Source organism: Leptospira sp. GIMC2001, from assembly GCF_028462125.1.
Taxonomy (GTDB): domain Bacteria; phylum Spirochaetota; class Leptospiria; order Leptospirales; family Leptospiraceae.
On record NZ_CP115468.1, the window covers coordinates 1,245,846 to 1,269,181 of the forward strand.

Genomic DNA, 23,336 nt, shown 5'->3' on the forward strand with positions numbered 1-23,336 from the left:
TAAGAATCCATTCCAGTCTGGTTGAGGGCTAATCTGGGAAAAGTAAAAAAGTTATCAAATTTTGTCGATTTAGTCTTTCTTCTTGGAAAACATATTACCGATACCAATCCAAATATGAGGAATATAGGCGCCAATAATGATGAGAACAAGACCAGCAAGAGTCTCTTTGGTATGAAGAGATCTCTCCTGATTGAATTTAAATAAACCAACATTGATAATTGCAACGTACCAACCAGAAACAATGCATACCAATCCTATAAGATGGGGAAGAATATATTTAGCTATCATGTGCCGACTATGCTAGATACTTCGTTGTTATGTCCACCAACTTTTTGGCAAGATTGTTGTAGGGAGGATACATCATCTTGATTGCAGAAACTGGTGATTGTTTGAGAACGGATCGTTCATGAGAAAATTGCTTGAAGCCAAAAAATCCGTGATAACTTCCATGACCTGAATGGTTCACTCCACCAAAAGGCAGATGAGAATTGGCAAGATGAATGATTAAGTCATTGATTACAGCTCCGCCCGAACTTGTAGATTTTAGGATTTTGTTTATTTTCTTTTCATCTTTTGTAAAAATATACAAAGCTAGAGGCTTGGGTTTAGAATTAACAAAATCTATTGCCTCGTCCAAGTTCTTGTAGGTGATGATCGGAAGAACTGGACCAAAAATCTCATCTTCCATGATCTTTGAATCTTTGGGAATTTTGGATAGAATCGTTGGCGCAATAAAATTTTGACTTGCGTCAACCTCGCCACCCAATTCAATTTTTGCTCCTTTGATAACTGCTTCCTTAATATATCCACTAACTCTTTCGAAATTTCTAGCGTTTACAATTCTACAGAAATCTTTTGATGAAGATTTGTCTTCGGTTTCGGAGCCAAAAAATTTCTTAACTGTTTTCTTCGCTTGCTCAACGAAATCATCAACTTTGGATTCTGGAATCAATAGGTAATCTGGTGCAACGCAAGTCTGCCCCGCATTGAGAAATTTACCCCAAAGAATTGAATGGGCTGCTTTTTTTATATCTGCTCCATCTGTGATGATCGCTGGAGATTTGCCACCGAGCTCCAATGTAACGGAGGTTAAATGCTTGGATGCGCGCTCCATGATAATCTTTCCAACATTTGTACTTCCAGTAAAGAAAATATGATCAAAAGGCAAATCCGTCAATGCTGTCGATACAGTATGATCTCCTTCAAAGACAGCAACTTCCTCTTCTGGAAAAAGTTCGGCTAACATCTTTTTTGTGAGAGCGGAAGTATGAGGTGTATATTCTGAGGGCTTCAGAATGACTGTATTGCCTGCAGCAATCGCACCAACAATTGGAGCAAATGCCAGATGAAATGGGTAATTCCAAGGTGCTATGATTAAAACAGTTCCCCGAGGTTCATAATGAATTTCGGATACCGCACCAAATAATGTGATTGGAGTGTTTGCTCGAACAGGCTTCATCCAATATTTAAGATGGCGGATAGCATCTCTACATTCAGCAATACTAGGAAGAATCTCAGACAGATCAGTCTCAGTTTCGGATTTATTGAAATCAGCACGCAGCGCTTCTCGGATTTCTGGTTGGTATTTGAAGATTAAATCTTTTAAGCTTTTTAATTTTTTTATTCTTTGTTTGGTAGTCGAATGTCTTAGTTCCAAAGCTTTTTTCTTTTGAAGAGAAAAAACATTTTCCATATCCTTTAATTTTTTTGAATCAATGCTTACAATTTTGTGAGGCAATACACCATTGGAGTTTTTCTTAAGTGGTGATAACTTTGTTTTTGGAACGGACTTGGTAGCAGTTTTAGTTGCCATGATTTACCTAACCTTTAGATGAGTAACTTAGCTATTAATGCTTCCGAACTTAGAATCAAGCAAGCCTTTTTTCGAAAAATTCTACCCAATTATACCCAACTTACGAACAATGGCTTTACTACGCCCTGGTAGTTCAACGGATAGAACATCGGTCTTCGGAACCGACAGTGGGGGTTCGATTCCCTCCCAGGGCAATTCTTCCAAGCTCAATATTTCGGAATTATAGTTCATTCTGTTCGAACTTTTATACAAGTTCATTTGGAGAATGATGGGTATTTCTTTCGGATGTTCAGTTTTAAAAATTCCCAATTTCATATTTATGTAAAAAATTGACTGCTTTTAGAGCAAATCGATAATTTAATGACAACAATATTACACGCTTGCACAATAATGACGTTAGGTTATTGAAAAAAGTACAAAATTGCATTCACGGTTAATAAATTTCTTGCTTTAGTGAATGGAAATGAAAAAACTAAAGATGGAATTGCCTTTTTCCAAGGTTCCCATTTTATTTATGATTGAAATTGCAGGATACAATAATCTACAGGAATTGCATTCCGGCAAAAACAGTTTAGTTTTTCGCGCATCCAAAGAAAACGAAACATATATCATTAAATTATTAAATAAAGAATATCCTGAAACTTATGCGATCAATCGATTTCGAAATGAGTTCAATGTCTTAAACAAAATTCATGGCAATGGCATAATTAAAGCTTTCGAACTGCTCAAATATAAGAACTCATATGCGATTGTTTTTGAAGATATCGGTGGAGAAACAATTCACCAAATATTCAATCGGAATGTAAATTATACAGTTTTGGAAATTTTGGATATTATGATTCTCGTTACCACTGCATTGGGAGAGATTCATAAAACTGATGCAGTTCACAACGATATAAAAGCACAAAATATAATCTATAATCCTAATACGAAACAGCTCAAGATTATAGACTTTGGTTCAGCAAGCTTTCTCAATAAACAATTTCTTTTGGATCATATGATGAGCTCAATTGAAGGGACACTTGCTCATATTTCTCCCGAGCAAACGGGACGAATCAATAGGTCAGTTGATTACAGAACCGACTACTATTCATTAGGTGTAACGTTCTATAAATTGCTTACTGGTGAATTGCCTTTCGACTATGCGTATCCAATTTCTCTGGTTCATGCACATATTGCTAAAACTCCAATTTCGCCATTCGAAAGAAATCGAACACCGATTATATTGTCCAAGATTGTTATGAAGTTATTATCTAAAAATCCAGAAGATCGCTATCAAACAATTGAAGGAATTCTCGCAGATATAGAAAAGGCCAAACAATTGCTTATCGCAAGAGGTTTGGATTTTCTGAAATACGAAGATCTAAGTATTGATGAACAAGATTTTTCTCGTAAATTTATTATTTCTAAAAGAATTTATGGACGAACGGAAGAGTTAGAAAAGATATTTCAAATTTTTCAATCTACATCTAAAGGAAATCTTGAGCTACTACTCGTTTCTGGAAGTTCTGGGATTGGTAAATCTGTTCTAATCAATGAAGTAAATCGAATGATTGCAAGTAGCCAAGGCTACTTTTCTTCTGGAAAATATGATCTATACAAAAAGTCGATTCCCTATCGAGCAATTACGCAAGGACTAAAAAAACTCATTCGCAAAATTCTTACTGAAAACCAAGATTCTATTGAGAATTGGCAAAATCTTATTCAAGCTGCAGTGGGCGAAAATGGTAAGCTGATTACAGATTTGATACCAGATTTGATTAATTTAATTGGTGCACAATCAGATACGATTCCGATGGAGCCACAGGAAGCAGAGTATCGATTTAGAAAAATATTTCTCCGATTCATAAAGGTTTTCTGCCGAACAGATTCTCCGTTTATTCTATTTCTAGATGATCTTCAATGGGCTGACAATTCCAGTATCGAGTTGATTGACTCAATACTATCGGATTCCGAAATCAAGAACTTTTTTCTAATACTTTCTTATAGAGATAAAGAAGTTCTTCCAACTGACGCCTTCGCAAATTTATTACAAAAAATTCAGGAAAATCCTGTTAATAAATATTTTATCCATCTCAATCCAATCACAAAGTCAGATATACAGGCGTTAATTGCTGAAACTCTAGGATTGCCAGCGGCAAAGGTAGATGAACTTTCGGATGTAGTTTATTCTAAAACATTGGGGAATCCTTTTTTTGTAAATGAACTTCTCCGTAGTCTCTATGATCGAGGATTCATCTATCTCGAAGATAGGACTTGGACTTGGGATATTGATCGAATCAAAGATGTGAAGATTTCTGAGAATGTAATTGACTTGATCATAGAGAATATGAAGGATCTCGCTCCTGATCGTTTGGAGATTCTAAAGATGGCATCGTGCATTGGATCCAGGTTTAGCTTGGATCTTTTCGCTGAAGTCGTTGGAAAGAATCGAGATGATTTTATGGAAGATTTGATTTTCTTATCCAATCAAGAATATTTCATATTGGGAGAGAAATTTGTAAGTTTTGTTCATGATAAGATAAATGAATCTGCCTATACTTTTTTGAATGATCAAGAAAAGGCACGAAATCATTATCTTATCGGATCCACCTATCTTAGAATGTCTGAAAGATTCAAGTTAGAGGAATTTATTTTCGTAATTGTGAATCAACTCAATTTAGGTAGCAATCAAATCTCATCGGATCTTGAGTTAGATCAATTGATCGACCTAAATATTTTGGCTGGAGAGAAGGCTCTAAATTCGAATGCACATATACAAGCCTTAAAGTTTTACGAAAAAGCAATTTCTCTTCTGCAGAACGCAACTTGGGAAAGCGATTACGATCGTTACCTAAATGCATTTATTGGTCTTGCTAAATCTGAATTTCTATCGAAAGACTTTGATCGAGCAGAAAAAACTTTCAATCTCATAATAGAAAAATCTAAATCAATTCTTGATACAATTGTTATTCACGAAATGCGATCTATGATGTTTGCAAGCCAGAATCGAATGCTTGAAGTGATTGATTTGCTCAAGATTGCATTGAAGGAATTGGGTGAGAAATTACCAGAAAATCCAACGAAGTTATCTCCCGTTTTAGATTTGATTCAATTCAAAATCAAAATGAGAAATCGGTCTGTCAATGATTTGAAAAACTTACATGAAATGACTGATCCAGTTGATCTTGCAAAGATGAAGTTATTGAACTCGCTAATTGCGCCATCATTTCTTGCGCAAACAAATCTCTTTCCTGTCATCGTGCTAAGAATGATTAACCTAACTTTAACTAAAGGCCTATCCCAAATAAGTCCATTTGCTTTGGTATCATTTGGAATGATCCAAGGATTTGGTTTAGGTGATTTTGATTTGGGGCAAAAGTTTGGGGAACTAGGAATTGAGTTACTGAAACGTCCAGATGCAAAAGTCTTTCGTTGTAGATCTTTATTCCTATTTGCCTGTATGATCAATCATTGGAAGAATCATGCTAAAGAATCCAAACCTTTGATTTTGAAAGCATTGCAAGATGGAATTGAAACAGGCGATATACAATATGCGGCCTATTCCTTAAATAATTATTTATTTCAATCTTCGCTGATTAGAGAAAATCTCAAAGCTGTCGAAGAAAATTTTGAAAAATACAATCTATCGATTCAATCATTAAATCAATGGAATGCGTACCAAGTGTTCAATCTTGAGAGACAATCCATTTCCAATTTATTAGGACAAAATCTCCAAATCACGAAGCTAAATGGCGAATACTTTCAAGAAGATATTGTCTTAAAAGAATGGATTGATACAAACAATGAGAACGGTCTTTTCCAGTATTATATGACCAAGTTAAGGTTGGAATACCTTTTTGGGGATATGGACATGGCATACGAATTTTCAAAAAAATGTGAACAATATGAATCAGCAGTTTTTGCTATGATGTTCATACCCGAGTTTGTATTTCTGCAAGGACTTGTCTCTTACCAACTATGGAATCGTTGTGATGGTAAATCCAAAAAAGTATATTCTAATGTGCTTAAAAGGAATTTAAAAAGACTCAAAGTCTGGGCTAAGTATTCTCAAGCCAATTACGGGCATAAATATGAAATTCTTTTAGGTCTGGAATATGCAACTAAGAAGAAGACTGATGATGCATTCCTTCATTTTCAAAATGCAATTGATCTAGCCAAATCAAATGAATTCTATCTGGAAGAAGCAATTACGAATGAATTATGGGCATCCATACTGGAAGAGCAGGGGCAATCTCGTTATGCTAATGTGCATTTGCTCGAAGCACATTATATTTATAGTTTGTGGGGTGCCGATTCAAAAGTAAAGCTTCTCGAAATTATCCATCCATATTTTAAAACTTACTCGAAGAGATATATTCGTTCTCAAGCTAGCGATTTGAGTTCTCAGTCAATTTCCAAATCAAGCTCAACTGCAGAAAATAGTTTCCTGGATTTAAATTCCGTGATCAAAGCATCTCGTTTGCTATCAGGAGATATGAATCTAGCAAAATTTCTAGAAAATATGATGATCATACTTCTGGAAAATGCGGGAGCGGAAAAAGGATTATTCTTTCTAAAACAGAATGACACTTGGATGGTCCAAGCTGAGGGTTATTCGAATTCTTTGAATATTTCTGTTCTCCAATCTCAGCCTGTCTATATGTCGAATTCAGATTCTCCTGATTCTGATGAACAGAAATTTGCTCAGACCATTGTGAATTACGTGATACATACAGAAGAGATTGTGATTTTGCATGATGCCACACTTCATGGAGTTTTCTCAAATGATGTTTATATCAAAAAGAACAAAATTAAATCACTGCTTTGTTATCCAATATTCAATCATGGTAATTTAGTTGCTCTAGCATATCTTGAAAACAATTTAACAACTGAAGCATTTACACGGGACCGTTTAGAGCTTCTTAAAATTCTTGGAGCTCAAATTGCAGTATCGCTAGAGAATTCGATCCTTTATTCAATGTTAGAAGAGAAAGTAAAGAAAAGGACAGAAGATCTTAATGAGGCATTGCTTGAAGTTCAGGGATTAAAAGTAAAGCAAGACGGAGATTATTTTTTAACTTCACTTTTGATTGAGCCACTTCGCCGCAATCAATCGAAAGCTCCAAACATCAAAATCGAATTCTTAACTGAACAAATCAAAAAATTTCAATACCGGGATTCCAGTTTAGAAATTGGTGGAGATTTGTCTGTAGCTGAATCCATTGAATTAAAAAATCGCAAATACTCAGTTATCATGAATGGAGATGCGATGGGCAAGTCCATGCAGGGGGCAGCGGGCGCATTAGTTCTCGGAAGTGTATTCGAATCAATATTGAAACGACTTGATTTAGATCGAATATCCAATGATGTATATCCCGAACTTTGGTTAAAAAACGCATTCAAAGAATTGCATACAGTCTTTACTACATTTAGTGGATCAATGTTGGTTTCGATTTTCATCGGTCTTATAGACGAGAAGACTGGATTATTGTATTATATTACTGCCGAGCATCCGATTCCTGTTTTGTATCGGGACAAGAAAGCAAGCTTTCTACCAATGTTATACAGCTATACTAAGCTTGGGATGTTGCATACAAGAAAGAAAATTCAGATCAATACTTTTAAATTATTAGATAATGATATCTTGATATTTGGATCAGATGGAAAAGATGACTTTCTCGTCTCTGATGGTAAAGGCGATAAAGTTATTAATGAAGATGAGACGTTATTCTTGGAAATCGTAGAGAATTCAGTCGCGGATCTAAAAGAAATCGTAAAATTAATAAAAATAAAAGGTGAGCTCATGGATGATTTGTCTCTCGGTAAAGTGATCTTCCAGCTCCCAGAATCCGAGAAAAAATTATTAGAAAATCGAAACTACGAAAGCCAATATATAAAATTGCAAGAATTATATGAAAGTAGAGACTATCGCAGAGTTATACAATTATTTGATAATTTCTTAGAAGAGAATCCGAATATTTTTTCATCTAAAAAAGTCCTTCGATTACTTATGGAAACATCAATCAAAATAAGAAATATAGAAATGCTTTTGAACTATGCAATTCATTATAATGAAAATTTAGGATTTGATATTGGTTCTCTTTCGGTGATTGCTAGATGTTATAAATTATTAGGTAAATTGGAATTAGCAATTGAGTATGCTGAACGAATTCGACTTCGCTATCCAGGAAATGTAAAAAATTTAAAATTGCTTTCAAGTCTCTATAGAAGAACTGGAAATCTTAAGCGAGCAGAAAAAATTCTTTCGCAGTCAGAGTCACCAGATCAACCTTCAGTTTGAAATTTCTCAACTTTTTCACTTGACCCATAATAATTATTGAATTTTCCTTAATTATACCTATGAAAGTTAATAATATCCTTGAAACCATTGGCAATACTCCGCATGTCCGCTTAAATCATCTTTTTGGCAATAGTCATGAAGTATGGATAAAGTTAGAAAGAGCCAATCCAGGTGGTAGCATCAAAGATCGAATCGCACTTGCGATGATTGAAGATGCCGAAAAATCTGGACAACTTAAGAAAGGCTCAACGATTATTGAACCTACTTCTGGCAATACTGGAATTGGACTTGCCATGGTTGCTGCAGTGAAAGGCTATTCTTTAATTCTTGTTATGCCAGAATCCATGTCAATCGAGCGAAGAAGAAATATGGCTGCATACGGTGCAAAATTTGAACTGACTCCGAGAGAGAAAGGAATGTCTGGTGCTATTGAACGAGCGAAGCAGATGCTAGAAGAAATTCCTGAATCATGGATGCCGCAACAATTCGAGAACCCAGCGAATATTAAAGCGCATGAAGAAACTACTGCGTTGGAGATTTTAAAAGATTTTCCTGAAGGTTTAGATTTTATAATCACTGGAGTGGGAACGGGCGGACATATAACTGGATGTGCACGTGTTTTAAAATCCAAAATGCCTAAACTAAAAGTCTTTGCAGTTGAGCCAGAACTATCTCCAGTGTTGAGTGGTGGCAAACCTGGACCTCATCCGTTGCAAGGAATTGGTGCTGGCTTTATTCCAAAAAATTGTGATACTTCCGTGTTGGATGGTATAATCACTGTTAGCAAAGATGAAGCATTCACTTATGCTCAACGTGCATCTCGAGAAGAGGGAATTTTTCTAGGAACATCTAGTGGTGCAAGCCTTGCAGCTGTAGCTAAGAAGATTAAAGAAATCGGAAGCGGTGCCAAAATTTTAACTTTCTGCTATGATACGGGTGAGAGATATCTATCCGTGGATGGTCTATTCCCGACTGAATAAAAAATCGCTGGTTTTGGTAGAGTCACCTGCCAAAGCCAAAACCATTCAATCTTATCTAGGAAATAATTTCCAAGTTTATGCTACGGGAGGTCATATTGTTGACCTTCCTACCTACAAACTCGCAGTTCATGTAACAAAAGATTTTGCTATCGATAAAGAAATCATTCCTAAGAAAAAGAAATCCGTAGAAGCAATTATTCAAAAAATTCAAAAAGCAGATACTATTTACGTAGCAACTGACCCAGATCGTGAAGGGGAAGCGATAGCATTTGATATTAAGAATCTAGATCCAAGCTTATCTGCGAAAAAAGAATGGATTCGAGTTGGATTTCGTGAAATTACCGAACAAACTGTACAAGATAAAATTCTTAATCCTGACTCATTCAATGATCGAATCAGGCAATCCCAAGAAACTAGAAGAATCTTGGATCGCTTATTTGGATACTTGGTCAGCCCATTACTTTGGAAAAAAATTGCACAAGGACTTTCTGCGGGTCGCGTACAATCAGTACTATTAAAATGGATATGTGAAAGAGAAAAGAAAATTCTCGATTTTAAACCAGAAGAGTATTTTGATATTGATGCATTGCATTTAGATAAAAATAATAAATTAATTAAATTTTCTTGGTTAGGTGGAGATATAGTATCGAAACCTAAAGTAGAATTTTGGAAAAAGTTAAGAATTGATCCAAGTAAAATTGATGAAAAGAATAGTTTTCCCATAAATGATAATTTTAAGATCATCGATATACAAATCAAAGAAACTTCTGAGAGTCCTCAATCAGCCTTTAAGACATCAACACTTCAAGAGACAGCAGCAAAGGTATTGGGATTCCCCCCCAAGAAAACAATGCGATTGGCTCAATCTTTATATGAAGGTATTGATCTGGTTGGAGGGAAAAGGACAGGACTCATAACCTATCCTAGGACTGACTCGACTCGGATATCTTCCAAAATTGTTAAGTCAGCACTCTCGATCATTGAAGCCAAATTAGGTAAACGCTATATGGGTCGCGAGTCTATAGCTAAATCATCAAATAAAATCCAGGATGCGCATGAGGCAATTAGACCGACTATGCTCAATTTGGCTCCTGATGATATCAAGAATTCTCTAAGCAATGATGAATTCAAATTGTATGATTTGATTTGGAAAAGATTTTTTGCTTCATTGAGTGCGAATCGTACGGGTAAGAAATCTACGACAAAGCTTGAAGGTCTTGGAGAAAATTGGAAGCTGGAAGTTTTTCTTGAGTTATTTGATGGATACCTCAGATGGTATGATCGTAAGAGCAACGATCAAGTCTTGCCAACTTGGAAGATAGGAGATTCTGTAAAAATCCATGAGATATCAATTGAAGTAAAATTCACTGAGCCACCACCAAGATTTAACTATGCAAGTCTTATAAAAAAAATGGAATCCACAGGAGTAGGTCGCCCGTCTACCTATTCGCAGTCCATCGAGATTTTATCAGAACGAAAATATATTGAGTGGGAGAAAAAGTTTTGCAAGCCAACTGGATTGGGAAGCCAGGTAAATTTATTTTTAGTTCAGAATTTTGCAGAATTTCTAGAGGATGATTTTACTAAAAATCTAGAATCTGATTTGGATGATATTGAGAATGGTGAGAATTCTAAGTCTCAGGTGTTAGAACCTTTTTATCAAAACTTGCAGACTCGTATAAAAAACCAAAATCTTTCACCGGTATCCAAAAATTTATGCCCTATATGTGAACAAGGATTTGTCCAAAGGAAGAAGGATAGAAAAGGAAAGTTAATCGCTTATTGCTCTCGCTATCCAGAATGTGAATATGGAGAATATTTATGAATCTAAAACATCCTAAGAATAAATCAGATTTTCCGATTAAGAAGTCAGAAGAAGAATGGAAAAAAATTCTCACACCAATGCAATTCTCTGTTGCTAGACAAAAGGGAACAGAACGTGCATTCACGGGCGAACTCTATGAGAACAAAAAAACTGGGACTTATAATTGCATTTGTTGTAAATCTGAATTGTTTCATTCAGCTAAAAAATACGAATCGGGATCTGGCTGGCCGAGTTATTGGGAGCCAGTGAGTGATGAGGCTGTTGCTATAGAAGAAGATGTCTCACACGGAATGCGCAGAGTCGAAGCCCTATGTGCAAATTGTGGAGCTCATCTTGGTCATGTGTTTCCTGATGGTCCACAACCGACTGGTCTTCGTTATTGTATAAACTCTGCATCTCTCGATTTTAAAGAAAATTAAATTTTCCAACTTTAGTTAATTTGAGATCTTTTACCTAGATTGAGTCATTTCCGATCTGTCCCTTAAGTTGACGCGATCCCATTTTTTTTAGGAATGGAGATTCGAGTTTCTCCTGATGGAAAAAAGCCCGGGGCTTAAGCCCTGGGCGAGAGTTCACAATCCCCCCTTTTTTTTCTTGACATACCTAACGGCATTAACTATATTGTCATTATTAGCTAATGGTGTTAGGTATAGAATTTCTTTTCTATCCTAGTCCAGAAGTTATAAATTGAAAAAAGGAGGCTTATTATGGCCGCAATAATTGGATTTTTTATCGGGCATTGGGTACTTTCTGCATTTGCTCAGACTTTTTTTCTGCATAGATATGCATCTCATCGTATGTTCACAATGAACGCATTTTGGGAGAAATTTTTCCATTTGTTTACAATACTGGCTCAAGGTCCGTCTTTTCTGAATCCACGAGGTTACGCAATATTGCATCGTATGCACCATGCTTATAGCGACACGGAATTAGATCCACATAGCCCTCACCACTCAACAAATTTTTTTAAGATGATGCTCAAAACAAAGCATATCTACGATGATTATTCTTATGGTAGAGTTGAACCCAAAAAACATTTTTCAGGTGACACTCCAAGTTGGCCTATAGTAGATAATATCGGTAAATCTTGGATATTTAGAGTTCTAGCTGGTGCAGGGTACGTTTTGTACTATTGGGCTTTTGTTCCACAAGGTGAATGGGGTTGGTATCTTTTGCTTCCGCTCCATTGGTTTATGGGGCCCATTCATGGTGCAATTGTGAATTGGGGTGGCCACAAATACGGCTACGTAAATTTTTCTAAAACAAAAGATCAATCTAAGAATACGATTCCATTTGATTTTATCGTTCTAGGTGAATTGTTTCAAAATAACCATCATGGGCGAGGAACAAATCCAAATTTCGCATATAGATGGTTTGAATTGGATCCATGTTATCAAGTCATGCGAGCCTTGCAATTTGTTGGTATCATTAGAATAATGAATACACTTCCGGTTGAAGAGAACAAAGAACTAGAATTGCAACTTTCCGCTTGAACTGACGTCCCATATTTGTAACCCTGACTGGTGTATGCAAGGTTCAACAAAACCAATACGCCGGTCTCGCGGTTCGCTTTCTCGAACTGAGATTCTCTCGGCTTCTATGGATATTATATTAGAGGAAGGTGTTGAAGCACTTTCCATGCGTCGCATTGCAAAAAAAATTGGCTGTAGTGTCGCTAGTCCTTATACCCATTTTCAAAACCAAGAAGAGATCATTCGCCATTTAATTCTAATAGGTGAGAAGCAGCTAACGCATGATTTACGAGAGGCTCAGAAGAATCGCGGTGATGTCTACCAGAGTCTTGATGCCATAGCCCATGCTTATTGGAATTTTGCCTCAGATAATCGCGAATTGCACAAGTTGATGTTCAATGCTGTAGGTGGAAAATTGTATCGGCAAACATTCCCATCATTACCTACAAGTTACAGAGTGTTCTTAGAAACCATAAGACAGGGTATCTCATCTGGGGAGATTCTTTATTCCAGAAAAGATTATCCAGCAATCGCGCGAACTATGTGGTCTTGGATGTACGGACTCATTGTACTTGAGATGAATGAACTACTTAGAAAAAGAAAAGACTCTGATCCTATCCAAGAAGGAATTCAATTGTTTACTATCCTACTCAAGCGCGGTGGCGAACTCAATTTGAAACTTGATAACTAATTATTCCTGTTGTCTTAGAATCTACAGTTAACAGTTGATTGTCATAACTCCATTCAATATCACCCGATTTGCTAAGCACAACAAATCCTTGAGGAAAATGCACTTCTGGAATAAAGATTTCTGTTGGATAGGGTAGATTCCACTCTTCAACGGTATACTGGATATCAAAAGAATTTTTTCTGCGATCGAATCGGAAGCTTATCTCGTTGCCTGAAATAAATTTCGGATAAGGCCTAGAGAATCCTTCAATAGCGCGTCCTCCGCTACCATAGCCTTGTCCATTGGTTACTGAACTTAAGAATGATTCATCTATTTGGTCTATCGAGTAAATACTCAAATCCTCTTGATTCCATTGATCTCCGATCATTAGATCATTTCGATTGGTCGCTGTATAATTCCATAAACATGAATGAATTCCCAGTGAATCAATTGCATTGTACATTAGATCAAGCGCAAGAATATGCATTTTCCATATCTCACTACTGCGATTGCCTTTCTTCCATTTCTTGTAGGCTGCACCAGATTCTAAGTCAAAAGGTATTCCAAATTCACCAAGTAAGGTAGGAACATTCTGTTTATCGGATGCCTGTTTAATCCTTGCTAGCTGATTTCTATACATTTCTTGAATGCCATTTCTTCCGAATGCCAAACCCATTTTGTTTGTATCAATAGTGATTGGATAATTGAACTTTTTGAAAATTAAAGTCGGTAGGTCATACCAATGATTAGCATTTACCGAATTTTTGGGGAGATCTATCACATAATCTGGTGAAATGGCAGATTCTAAAGCTTCTCTCTCAGCAAATACAATCCAATCATTTCTTACCGATCGTATTGACTCTGCTACTCGATGTATAAAAGGAATCATATAATCCCGATCAAAATCTACGACTCGCTCTCCAACCTTGCAGAAAAAATCATTGTTTAGCACAAAAGGCATATCATCTTTGAGTTCCCAAGCTCCTTCTAGTCGAAAGGGATCTCCTAAGCTATCTTCTGACCAGAGAGTGTTTCGATTCGGATTGACCACGACATTTTTCTTTGGATGGAATCCGGCACGAATCAAAGACAATTCTAAATAGGGAAGTTCTATCGAATATCCAAAACTGGAAAACAAACCGTCTATAGGTGACCAAGCGAGTCCAGGCTTACTCGGTTCTTTGGTTTTATCGCGATTTGGATCAAGTCCTCGATCATTCATTTTGTGACCGATCCAACCACGAGAAGGCTCGTTTAGACTATCGAATCCTAAAACCCAATCCATATCTTTGACTCGGTTCGCAATTTGTAACATGCTTCCTAGATAATGATTTTGCAGATAATCCTGTACATTCTGTCCGTCAATCATGAAGGACTTGGCAAAATCCCTTCCGCCAAAAAATAATGTCCACATTATAGCATTTGCAGGATAACGGTAGTTTTGTGACCAGCACATTGTGGGATAATTCTCTTCCTGACGAATTCCAGGTCTTGAGTAATCGTAGGAATTTTGCATTACAATGCTTGAATCAGAGGATGCGATTTTGGAAATATCCATTCCTACTTTTTCCAAAGTCCATCCTGGAGCACCGTCACCACCGGTCATTCTAGACCACACATCTTGATGGAAATCAATGAATAAATAAAAGCCATAATCGTGAGCAATTTCACAAATTTTTTGAAAATAATCTAAATATTCTTCATCGTAGATTCCGGGACCTTTGTGTTCAACTGCTTCCCAGGTAGTCAGTAGTCTAAGGCAATTGAAACCCCAGTTTTTGAGGCGGTTGAAATGATCATGGGCGTCTTCTAAAGGAAAAGGTCTTCCGACAAAACTCACTTCCCTGTGATCAAGAAAATCAGTCGGATATTGTGTTCCACCATTCGGAAAAGGAACTTTGGTATCTCCACCCAAGTTGATTCCTTTTAGTAAAACCTTACGCTTGGTTTCTGATTCGATAAACCATTGTTTGTCAGTGGATAACTTTTTTAAACCTTGTCCCATAGACTAAAAATAAAAAATATTTTATTTTTGTCATTGGTTTTATTCAAAGTTCCTAATTGAAATAACTCGTAGGTTCTAAATTGCAGAACGCTTTGTCCGAAATATAATTATTGAAATCAAATGGTTTAAAATCGCAATTTGTCGCGGGATAGATGAGCAAATTCTCTCTACAAGTTTTCGCATCAGATTTTCGATACGTAATTCTATCCCGGATCGATGAGTCTCCCGAAGACTTGGAGAACAATTTGTCCACAAATATATAGGCTTCTAGTAATTTCATGGAATCACCGCCTTCTTGCGTGCATTTTACAAATGCGATTGAGAGCAATTCATCTTTAATTGTTTTTTCGGGAACAGTGTCTTCCGAATTGATAAGATCACTATCGGATCCACTACATCCAAAAACAAAGAAAAGTAAAATTAGAAAAACTAGGTATTTGATCGAGCTGGAAATTTTGAACCGAATGGATAATGGAAAATTGTCATAAAAAAGTTTAGATGTGGACATGTTATTGCGAAGATTCATTTGTCTCTAATCGGTTAGACTGGTATAAATAACCTACAATAAACCAAAAAAATATAACAACTTCATCATCTTGGAAGTAGCATTGCAAAAGCCCTGCAAGAAAGAATCCAACAATTCCAAATGTCCAGCCAATATCTGGGAATTCCAATTTAGAAATAAAAACCGAATTCGCTATAAAATAGACAAGTAGAAAATATAAAATTAAAACAGGAATTCCATAAATTGCTGCTATATGGAAATAATCATTATGAGCATGCCCCCTTTGTGTAACTTCGTAGAAATAGACTAACTCAGGAAACGTTTCGCTACGTTCTTTTCTTGCGATTTCGATTTCGCTTCCATAATGACCGGGACCTACGCCAAACCAAGGGTTTGCTTGAATCAATTGAAATGTAGAATCCCATATAAAATTTCTACCAGAATCGGTATGCTTCTCTGAGCCAAGGAGAGGAGCAACGACTCTTCTAAATGGTTCTGAGACTTTCCAAGAAACAAAAGATCCTGCAATCACAATGATTAAACATAAAACTGGAATCCATAGACGATTGGGTCTAGGCAATTTACGTTGAATCCAGATGATTGTGCCCACAAACAATCCGAAGCCCGCGCCAATCATAGATGATCTTGCATTGTTGAGTAAAAATACAATGGTCGCAATCAGTATAAAACCAAACCATAATAAACGAATCTTCGTAACTTCTTTGGACACAATACTATATAAAAATCTAAAAAATATCCAAGGATAAACCAGTAGCAACAATCCACCATAAGTTAAATGTGTATTCATTAAACCGATGGGAAGGTTGATTGATAGTGATCCAATTCGGGAATAGTTATGTTGGAAACCCCAACTTTTCATATCACGATAGAGTGAACTGATAAGCCAACCCAATCTATAATCAGAAAAAATTGATATAAACCCCGTCGAAACAAGAACTATTGTAAAGATTAGAAAAGACTTCTTAATCAATGGAAGCTCTTCTTTCTTCAGTATAGTGAAGCAGAGAAATCCAAAAAAAAGAAATACATCTTTTGTTTCTGAATTCCAGCCTCGTTTCAATTCCATAAACTCAAAACCCGAATTTGCATAATTGAATAATAGAATCAAAATTTGCGCAGACCAAAATAAGCTAGCTATCAAAAAAATATTTCTTGGTCTATCGGGAAGTTGCCTTTGTAATAAAAATGAAATAACTGCGAGCATAAGAAAGCCTTGCCCGAGAGAGACAGAAATTGCGCTCGTTACAATGGATGAGCATAGGAAGAATAGGAAAAACTTACGACTTATCATTTTTATCTTGCAACTTCCAGTCTTCGAGCATAGTTTAGAAAAGCAAGAGGTTCTCTGCTTTGAAAGTTCTTTATTTTACAGACACATTTCTTCCCAAGATTGATGGAGTTGCAATCTCCATTCGAAATTTCTCAGAACAACTAGTTTTGCGCGGACATGAGTTTATGATCTGTGCGCCAAAATACGGGGAAGGAGATTTTGACCGGATGGGAGAAGGGATCAAGGTAGAGAGATTTCGCTCAGGTTATCTTCCTAGTTATCCCGATATCAAGGTTGTCTTTCCCTCTCCTCAGAAGATTAAAAGAATCATCAAAGAATTCAAACCAGATGTGGTTCATATTCATACACCAGGTTTACTCGGTCAGTATGGTGTAAATGCCACCGAAAAATATGGAATCCCAACAATTGGAACTTATCATACTCTTATGTCAGAGCAGGATATGTATGTCTCCTTCTATCGATTGTTAAAGCTTGATAAATTGTTTTCTCGCGTGAATAAATTTGAGAAGAAATTGACACCAAAAGATTTATTAAAAGTGGAAAAAATGGATAACTTCAATTTTCGCAAAAAAATAATCTTGAAAATATGCAATAATTTATATGATCGATGTGACTTAGTTATTTCTCCTTCACACTTACTTAAGAAACAATTGCTCGAATTTGGAATTAAGAAACCTATTACTGTTGTGTCCAATGGAATGGATCTCCAGAGATTTAAAGGTGAAGTCAAAACCTTGAATACCGATTCTCCAAAACTATTGCATGTGGGAAGAATATCTTACGAAAAAAATTGTGATGTTGTAATCAAAGCATTCTCCAAAGTTTTAGAGAAAATTCCCAAGGCTACTCTCACAATAATCGGTGACGGACCAGCTATACCATCCCTTCGTAAGCAGGCAGAATCGTTAAAAATTTTGGATAAGATAGAATTCAAAGGTTTTCTTCCGAATACCGAACTGCACAATCATTATCCGAACTACGATGCTTTCATCACGGCATCTACAATGGAGACGCAAGGATTGGTCATTTTGGAGGCGATTGCTTGTGGCCTTCCAGCAATTGGTGTCAATGCATATGCAATTCCTGAACTCATTCATGATGGCAAAAACGGCTACATTGCGAGTTCATTTGATTATGAGACAATGGCTGAGAAAACGATACAATTATTATCCGAGCCAGATCGCTATAAAGAATTTTCCAAAGCTTCTATAGAAATCGCATCTCATCATGAGATGGAGAAATGTGTGGATCTTATGGAAGAAGTTTATAAATCAGTTGCAAGCCTAACAGGCAAAACAAAAAAGACAACATTTATGAATCTTATGCTAAGTGTAATGCCAGACTTTCCAGATTTCTTGAGCTTAACCGAATTGTCTAAGTTAGCCGACTGGCAGAATCGAGATAAGTAAACAAGAACCTATCGAATTATTTATTTATTTATTTATTTGACTCATGAATTGATAGGTTTTTTTATTTAGGATATTTTATTTCTAAACTGTTCGTAGGCTTCCAATACTCCTTTTTCGTCTTCTAATTGGGGCCAATGTCCTATATCTTCTTGTAAGATGAAAATCTGGGGATTCGGTATCAATTCTTTGTATCTATTAGCCATATGGATACCTGAATTGGGATCTGCTGGACCGCAGATGTAGCATAGAGGAATTTTGGTCGTTTGCATGGCTTCAATCCAGCGCTTTTGAAATAAATTTTTATCGAATACCATTCGTCCGATTAGATGGGCAACTCTAAGTCCTTGATTGTAATTGAGTATATCCCATTGTATGTCCAAAAATTCTGAGCTCGGTTTTGTTTTTTCTCCAAAAACTTTTAATACCGAGCTCTCTACGGATTTTTTATTTAATAATTTTGTAAATATTTTACCAATAAATTTCGGAGTTTGTGAGAGCAATCGCTGAATTAGGCGAGGTCGATACACATCCATAAATAACCCACCGTTCATAAATGCAGAAGATAGGATCTTGAAACTATTTTTGGATTCTTGTTCTCTTGCTATCAGCTCTTGTACGACACTCACTCCCAGATCATGCGAAAAGAAATGTGTTTTTGTAATATTTAACTTCTTTAGAAGTGCATCGATGATTTCACATTGATTGGGAAAATTGTAATTATGATTTTCTGGTTTATCAGAAAATCCCATACCCAATAAATCGATACCAGTAATCCTATATTTCTTAGATAATTTTTCTATTGTATTCTTCCATTCGAAACTACTGTAAGGATATCCATGAAGAATGAATAGATCTTCTCCATTACCTACTTGAAAGTAAAATGTCTCAAATTCTTTGTATCTAAAAAATGCACCCGAATTCTTCCAATCCAAAACTTCTTGATTCATAGATTTTAACTGAATGAAAAATGTAAATTTTTGTCAAGAAAAATAATAGACCGTTCTATATATTATTGGAAACTAGGTTATGGGATCTAAAGGAATTTCCACTAAACAGAAAATGATTGAGGCGACAGCTATATCCTTGGAAGAAAATGGATATTTGGCTACGGGTATTAATGAGATCGTACAAATGGCTGATATACCGAAGGGATCTCTCTATTTCCATTTTCCCGGTGGCAAAGAAGAACTAGCAAGTCTGGCCTTAAAACATTCTGGAAGAGAATTCTCTGCTCTCTTTCAAAAAATCCTAGTTACATCATCTTCACCAATGGATGCGACACGGAGAATTTTCCAAGCACTTGAGAAAAGAATTGTAGACAGCGACTTCAAGAAAGGCTGTCCAATTGTTATATCCGCACTAGAATCGATGCAGACTGAATCAAAAGTACAATCTGTATGCAAATCCATCTATAATGAATGGATAATAGGCTTCGAGAATTACTTTATAAGTCAGGGCTACACCAAAAATCAAGGTCATGACTTATCTGTTAGTCTTTTTGCTCTATGGGAGGGCGGATTGCTTCTAGCCAAATTGCAAAAATCCAATATTGCTCTACGGTCGGTACTTAAGATTGCAGAGAATTTAATTTCTACGTTTCCCAAAGATAATAAAGCCAAATAAAAATAGTTTTTTAGATTTGTGCTTTATTATAAATGGAAAGACTTACTGTTTATAATTGCTCGAAAAAGTCGTTACCTTTGTCATCAACAACTATAAAAGCGGGGAAATCTACCACATCAATTGACCAGACTGCTTCCATTCCAAGTTCGGGAAAATCTAGAACTTCGACTTTTTTGATATTATCATTGGCAAGTAGGGCAGCTGGACCTCCAATCGATCCCAAATAGAAACCACCATTCTTCTTGCAACTTTCGGTTACCACTTTCGATCGATTGCCTTTAGCAAGAGTGATAAGTGAGTATCCTTTTTCTTGGAAGATTGGAATATAGCTATCCATTCTTCCTGCCGTAGTCGGACCAAATGATCCTGAAGGCATTCCTTCGGGAGTCTTTGCTGGACCCGCATAGTAGATCGGATGATTGCGAAAATAGTCAGGTATCGGTTTGCCTGAATCCATCATCTCTTTTATTTTGGCATGAGCTATATCTCTTGCAACTATCAGCTTCCCAGTTAACATAACTCGTGTTTTGACTGGGTGCTTAGTTAGAATATTCAATATTTCTTCTATAGGTTGATTGAGATCAATTGCTATTGAGGTTCGATCAATTTTGCTAAGATCCTCCGCAGGTAGATACTGAGCTGGATTCATTTCTAACTGCTCGAGAAAGATTCCTTCTTTAGTAATTTTTGCCTTAATGTTACGATCTGCACTACAACTGACACCAATCCCAACTGGACAAGATGCACCGTGTCTTGGAAGTCGAATGATGCGAAGATCATGTGCAAAATACTTTCCACCGAATTGAGCTCCTATCCCATTCTTTTGTGCCACTTTAAGCATCTTTTCTTCCAATTCAACATCACGAAACGCTATACCTTCATCATTTCCTGAAGTTGGAAGATTATCAAGATACCCGGCTGAGGCAAGTTTTACTGTTTTTAGAGTGAATTCTGCCGAAGTTCCACCTATAACAATAGCTATATGATATGGTGGGCAACCTGATGTTCCCAGAGTTCTCATTTTCTCATCAATAAATTTTTCTAGAGAAGTTGGATTGAGTAGTGCTTTGGTTTCTTGGAATAGAAATGTTTTATTGGCTGAACCACCGCCTTTTGCGAGAAAAAGAAATTCATACTTATCACCAGGTGTTGAATATATTTCGATCTGTGCTGGTAGATTGGATCCTGAGTTGGATTCTTCATACATAGTTTTCGGAATAACTTGCGAATAGCGCAGAGTTTTCTCAGTATAGGTTTTGTAGATACCACGAGAAAGTTCTTCAGCATCGTTGCAGCCTGTCATAACGTTCTCGCCTTTTTTTGCAAAAATGATTGCGGTTCCCGTATCTTGGCAAGTTGGTAATTTTCCTTCTGCAGCAATTACTGAATTGCGAAGTAAAGCTTTTGCTACGAAACGATCGTTATCTGTTGCTTCAGCATCTTCCAATATTTTGGCGACTTTCTTAAGATGTGCGGGTCGCAGATAATAAGAAAGATCAAAAATCGCTTCCGTTGCTAGATACTTCAATCCATCCGGATGCACTTTCAGGATTTCCTTACCTTCAAAATTGCTCGTAGAAACAAATTCTTTAGTTAATAATCGATATTCAGTTTTTTCGTCTGGGGATTGAGTGAAAGGATCTTTGTAGAAGAAGTCAGCCATATTTGATTTTCCTTTATAATATTCTGATAATATATTTTATCTTACCAGGTTGTATTTACATTTAGCAATAATTTTATTCTTCGAATTACGTCTTGAGGATTGATCATTTCCATACAGGCAAAATCTTTTCGAAAGCATGTCGTGTTACCGTAGATCGAACAAGGTCTGCAAGGTAGATCAACTTGCAATACACCAGTATCTTCTTGAGCGAAGGGGCCAAAACCAGAAAAGGGATGCGTTGTTCCATAGAGTCCGATCACGGGTTTTTTCATTAATGCCGCAATATGAACGTTAGATGAATCCATGCCGATCATAATGTCCATCTTTTCCATGATTCCAAGTTCACCACGGATTCCCAATTTACCACCCGTTACTAGAAAAACTTGTTCAAAATTTCTTCGAAGAGTCTGCAATATTGGCGCTTCATCTTTAGAACCAAATAAAAATATTTTTGCCTCGGGGAATTCTTCAATGATCATGGGGATCAATTTCTCAGATTTATGTAAAGGCCATTCTTTGAGTTTGTGTCCGGCAAAGGGTGCAAATCCAATCCAAAGTCCAGACTTTTTGTCAATACCCAAAGACTTAAAAAAGTCCTTGGCATACATCTTTGCGTCGCCATCAACATTGATCCAAGGACCTTTTCGAATTGGTGCATCCAATCCAGACTTTCGAAATACACTTAGATATCGTTCCACTGTATGAGGAATTGGTTTTAGCTTTTTCTTGAATCTACGAATATGTTGTTGTTTCTCGCGTCTTCCCTTAATGATTTTAAAAATATTAACACCTTTAAACCAGAAAAATAAACTGATCAATCTCGATCTCAAGCTTGCATGCAAGTCAATAACAGAATGATAAGGACCAAGAACATTTAGCTCATGAAATAAATAATAAACTCCCATGATTCCGCGATATTTCTTTAGATTGATTCCGATTACATTCACATTGGGAATATTGTAGAAGAATGGGGAAAAGTTGCCGCGAGTAACCACGGTTAACTGAACATTCGGATATGCAGCGGCAATTGCTACAAGTGCTGGTGTCATCAATGCGACATCGCCCATAGCAGAAAACCTAAGAACCAAGAGATTCATTTAGTTGTATTTTTATATAACGAAGGATTGAGAGACTTATCGTTATACATTTTCATCTGTCTATAAACTTTGAATCGCCTCTCGCCCGTTGCTAGATCGGTTAGTAACTCATCTAAACAAACAGACAAATCTTGCCTTTGTTCTAGAAGAATATCCAATTTATTTTTACAATTTTGAATATGTGTCGGGCTTGCATCTTGTCTTTGCGTTTGCTCTAACATATGATAGATTTTCAATTCGAGAATACTCATTCTGTCCATAAGCCAAGCTGGTGACTCTGAGTTCAGCCTAGCTCCTGCCTTTGGTTGAACATTCTTGAAGAGATCCCCAACAAAATCATCAAGTCTTTCTACGGTATCTGTTCTGTCTTGATTGAGGCTATCGATACTTCGCTTGAGTTTTACGATTTCGTCTACTGGGATATCGGGTCTTCGGATTTCGTCTTCGATATGCCATTGAATGGTATCGACTTGGTTCTTCTGATATAATGTATTCTCTAAGGTTCCTGATGGGTAAGGATTGGTGGATGGCTTTTCTTGCTTATGCCAATCTGCAACAGAGTTTTGAAAAATGGTTACGACTATTTTCGAATTGATTTTTTCATGAAAATCCATAGGTATCAGATTTTTCCAATCACTCGCTTTGGCAATCAAAAACAATCTAACCCAGATTGGGGCTT

At 36.5% G+C, this 23,336-nt stretch carries 17 protein-coding genes and 1 tRNA gene; 9 read left to right on the plus strand and 9 right to left on the minus strand.

What is annotated here, in order from left to right:
* Positions 1-69: 69 nt before the first annotated feature.
* Together O4O04_RS07040 and O4O04_RS07045 are read right to left on the minus strand one after the other, a co-directional pair.
* Positions 70-288, minus strand: a complete 219-nt coding sequence (locus O4O04_RS07040; protein WP_272535078.1) for a hypothetical protein — start codon at positions 286-288, stop codon at positions 70-72.
* A 7-nt stretch (positions 289-295) separates the two neighbouring features.
* Complete coding sequence (locus O4O04_RS07045; protein WP_272535079.1) at positions 296-1,813, minus strand: aldehyde dehydrogenase family protein; 1,518 nt, start codon at positions 1,811-1,813, stop codon at positions 296-298.
* A 122-nt stretch (positions 1,814-1,935) separates the two neighbouring features.
* Between O4O04_RS07045 and O4O04_RS07050 the strand changes: the two genes are divergently transcribed.
* The 7 genes from O4O04_RS07050 (at position 1,936) to O4O04_RS07080 (ending at position 13,064) form a co-directional block, all read left to right on the plus strand.
* Positions 1,936-2,007 (plus strand) — tRNA-Arg (locus O4O04_RS07050).
* 269 nt (positions 2,008-2,276) lie between these two features.
* On the plus strand, positions 2,277-8,096 hold the full coding sequence (locus tag O4O04_RS07055; RefSeq protein ID WP_272535080.1) for a protein kinase domain-containing protein: 5,820 nt from the start codon (positions 2,277-2,279) through the stop codon (positions 8,094-8,096).
* A 59-nt stretch (positions 8,097-8,155) separates the two neighbouring features.
* On the plus strand, positions 8,156-9,076 hold the full coding sequence (gene cysK, locus O4O04_RS07060) for a cysteine synthase A (protein WP_272535081.1): 921 nt from the start codon (positions 8,156-8,158) through the stop codon (positions 9,074-9,076).
* A gap of 13 nt (positions 9,077-9,089) precedes the next feature.
* The gene (gene topA / locus O4O04_RS07065) at positions 9,090-10,901 is read left to right on the plus strand and encodes a type I DNA topoisomerase (protein ID WP_272535082.1); all 1,812 of its coding nucleotides are present in this window, start codon (positions 9,090-9,092) and stop codon (positions 10,899-10,901) included.
* Positions 10,898-11,320: a peptide-methionine (R)-S-oxide reductase MsrB gene (gene msrB, locus O4O04_RS07070; RefSeq protein ID WP_272535083.1), complete on the plus strand. Its 423-nt coding sequence runs from the start codon at positions 10,898-10,900 to the stop codon at positions 11,318-11,320. The genes topA and msrB overlap by 4 nt, the downstream gene beginning before the upstream one ends.
* A 288-nt stretch (positions 11,321-11,608) precedes the next feature.
* Complete coding sequence (locus O4O04_RS07075) at positions 11,609-12,394, plus strand: acyl-CoA desaturase (protein ID WP_272535084.1); 786 nt, start codon at positions 11,609-11,611, stop codon at positions 12,392-12,394.
* A gap of 34 nt (positions 12,395-12,428) precedes the next feature.
* The gene (locus tag O4O04_RS07080) at positions 12,429-13,064 is read left to right on the plus strand and encodes a TetR/AcrR family transcriptional regulator (protein WP_272535085.1); all 636 of its coding nucleotides are present in this window, start codon (positions 12,429-12,431) and stop codon (positions 13,062-13,064) included.
* Here O4O04_RS07080 and O4O04_RS07085 read toward each other — a convergent pair.
* From O4O04_RS07085 to O4O04_RS07095, 3 genes are read right to left on the minus strand one after another with little or no spacing between them, the layout of a single operon-like run.
* Positions 13,042-15,048 carry a glycoside hydrolase family 5 protein gene (locus tag O4O04_RS07085; protein ID WP_272535087.1) on the minus strand — a complete coding sequence of 669 codons (2,007 nt, stop codon included), beginning with the start codon at positions 15,046-15,048 and terminating at the stop codon, positions 13,042-13,044. The two genes, O4O04_RS07080 and O4O04_RS07085, sit on opposite strands and share 23 nt — an antisense overlap.
* A gap of 52 nt (positions 15,049-15,100) precedes the next feature.
* Positions 15,101-15,574 (minus strand): hypothetical protein, encoded by a 474-nt coding sequence (locus tag O4O04_RS07090; protein WP_272535088.1) that lies wholly within the window; start codon positions 15,572-15,574, stop codon positions 15,101-15,103.
* Positions 15,558-16,865 carry an O-antigen ligase family protein gene (locus O4O04_RS07095; RefSeq protein ID WP_272535089.1) on the minus strand — a complete coding sequence of 436 codons (1,308 nt, stop codon included), beginning with the start codon at positions 16,863-16,865 and terminating at the stop codon, positions 15,558-15,560. The genes O4O04_RS07090 and O4O04_RS07095 overlap by 17 nt, the downstream gene beginning before the upstream one ends.
* A 59-nt stretch (positions 16,866-16,924) precedes the next feature.
* On the opposite strand from O4O04_RS07095, the gene O4O04_RS07100 reads away from it, so the two are divergent.
* Positions 16,925-18,274, plus strand: coding sequence for a glycosyltransferase (locus O4O04_RS07100; RefSeq protein ID WP_272535090.1), 1,350 nt, complete (start codon positions 16,925-16,927; stop codon positions 18,272-18,274).
* Positions 18,275-18,339: 65 nt separating this feature from the next.
* On the opposite strand, the gene O4O04_RS07105 is transcribed toward O4O04_RS07100, so the two are convergent.
* Positions 18,340-19,221, minus strand: a complete 882-nt coding sequence (locus tag O4O04_RS07105; RefSeq protein ID WP_272535091.1) for an alpha/beta fold hydrolase — start codon at positions 19,219-19,221, stop codon at positions 18,340-18,342.
* A 79-nt stretch (positions 19,222-19,300) separates the two neighbouring features.
* Here O4O04_RS07105 and O4O04_RS07110 point away from each other — a divergent pair, with 79 nt between their 5' ends.
* Positions 19,301-19,897, plus strand: a complete 597-nt coding sequence (locus tag O4O04_RS07110; RefSeq protein WP_272535093.1) for a TetR/AcrR family transcriptional regulator — start codon at positions 19,301-19,303, stop codon at positions 19,895-19,897.
* 49 nt (positions 19,898-19,946) lie between these two features.
* Here the strand turns inward: O4O04_RS07110 and O4O04_RS07115 are convergent, their stop codons facing one another.
* Genes O4O04_RS07115 through O4O04_RS07125 form a run of 3 tightly spaced genes read right to left on the minus strand, consistent with a single transcriptional unit; the run spans position 19,947 to position 23,271 of the window.
* Complete coding sequence (locus O4O04_RS07115) at positions 19,947-21,560, minus strand: fumarate hydratase (protein ID WP_272535094.1); 1,614 nt, start codon at positions 21,558-21,560, stop codon at positions 19,947-19,949.
* A 41-nt stretch (positions 21,561-21,601) separates the two neighbouring features.
* Positions 21,602-22,657: a glycosyltransferase family 9 protein gene (locus O4O04_RS07120; protein WP_272535095.1), complete on the minus strand. Its 1,056-nt coding sequence runs from the start codon at positions 22,655-22,657 to the stop codon at positions 21,602-21,604.
* Positions 22,654-23,271, minus strand: coding sequence for a DUF4254 domain-containing protein (locus O4O04_RS07125; RefSeq protein WP_272535097.1), 618 nt, complete (start codon positions 23,269-23,271; stop codon positions 22,654-22,656). The genes O4O04_RS07120 and O4O04_RS07125 overlap by 4 nt, the downstream gene beginning before the upstream one ends.
* Positions 23,272-23,336 lie beyond the last annotated feature (65 nt).

Coding starts and splice junctions, on each gene's coding strand:
- O4O04_RS07040 (WP_272535078.1), bottom strand. CDS start 288: ATGATAGCTAAATATATTCTTCCCCATCTTATAGGATTGGTATGCATT.
- O4O04_RS07045 (WP_272535079.1), bottom strand. CDS start 1,813: ATGGCAACTAAAACTGCTACCAAGTCCGTTCCAAAAACAAAGTTATCA.
- O4O04_RS07055 (WP_272535080.1), top strand. CDS start 2,277: ATGAAAAAACTAAAGATGGAATTGCCTTTTTCCAAGGTTCCCATTTTA.
- cysK (WP_272535081.1), top strand. CDS start 8,156: ATGAAAGTTAATAATATCCTTGAAACCATTGGCAATACTCCGCATGTC.
- msrB (WP_272535083.1), top strand. CDS start 10,898: ATGAATCTAAAACATCCTAAGAATAAATCAGATTTTCCGATTAAGAAG.
- O4O04_RS07075 (WP_272535084.1), top strand. CDS start 11,609: ATGGCCGCAATAATTGGATTTTTTATCGGGCATTGGGTACTTTCTGCA.
- O4O04_RS07080 (WP_272535085.1), top strand. CDS start 12,429: ATGCAAGGTTCAACAAAACCAATACGCCGGTCTCGCGGTTCGCTTTCT.
- O4O04_RS07085 (WP_272535087.1), bottom strand. CDS start 15,048: ATGGGACAAGGTTTAAAAAAGTTATCCACTGACAAACAATGGTTTATC.
- O4O04_RS07090 (WP_272535088.1), bottom strand. CDS start 15,574: ATGAATCTTCGCAATAACATGTCCACATCTAAACTTTTTTATGACAAT.
- O4O04_RS07095 (WP_272535089.1), bottom strand. CDS start 16,865: ATGATAAGTCGTAAGTTTTTCCTATTCTTCCTATGCTCATCCATTGTA.
- O4O04_RS07105 (WP_272535091.1), bottom strand. CDS start 19,221: ATGAATCAAGAAGTTTTGGATTGGAAGAATTCGGGTGCATTTTTTAGA.
- O4O04_RS07110 (WP_272535093.1), top strand. CDS start 19,301: ATGGGATCTAAAGGAATTTCCACTAAACAGAAAATGATTGAGGCGACA.
- O4O04_RS07115 (WP_272535094.1), bottom strand. CDS start 21,560: ATGGCTGACTTCTTCTACAAAGATCCTTTCACTCAATCCCCAGACGAA.
- O4O04_RS07120 (WP_272535095.1), bottom strand. CDS start 22,657: ATGAATCTCTTGGTTCTTAGGTTTTCTGCTATGGGCGATGTCGCATTG.
- O4O04_RS07125 (WP_272535097.1), bottom strand. CDS start 23,271: ATGGATTTTCATGAAAAAATCAATTCGAAAATAGTCGTAACCATTTTT.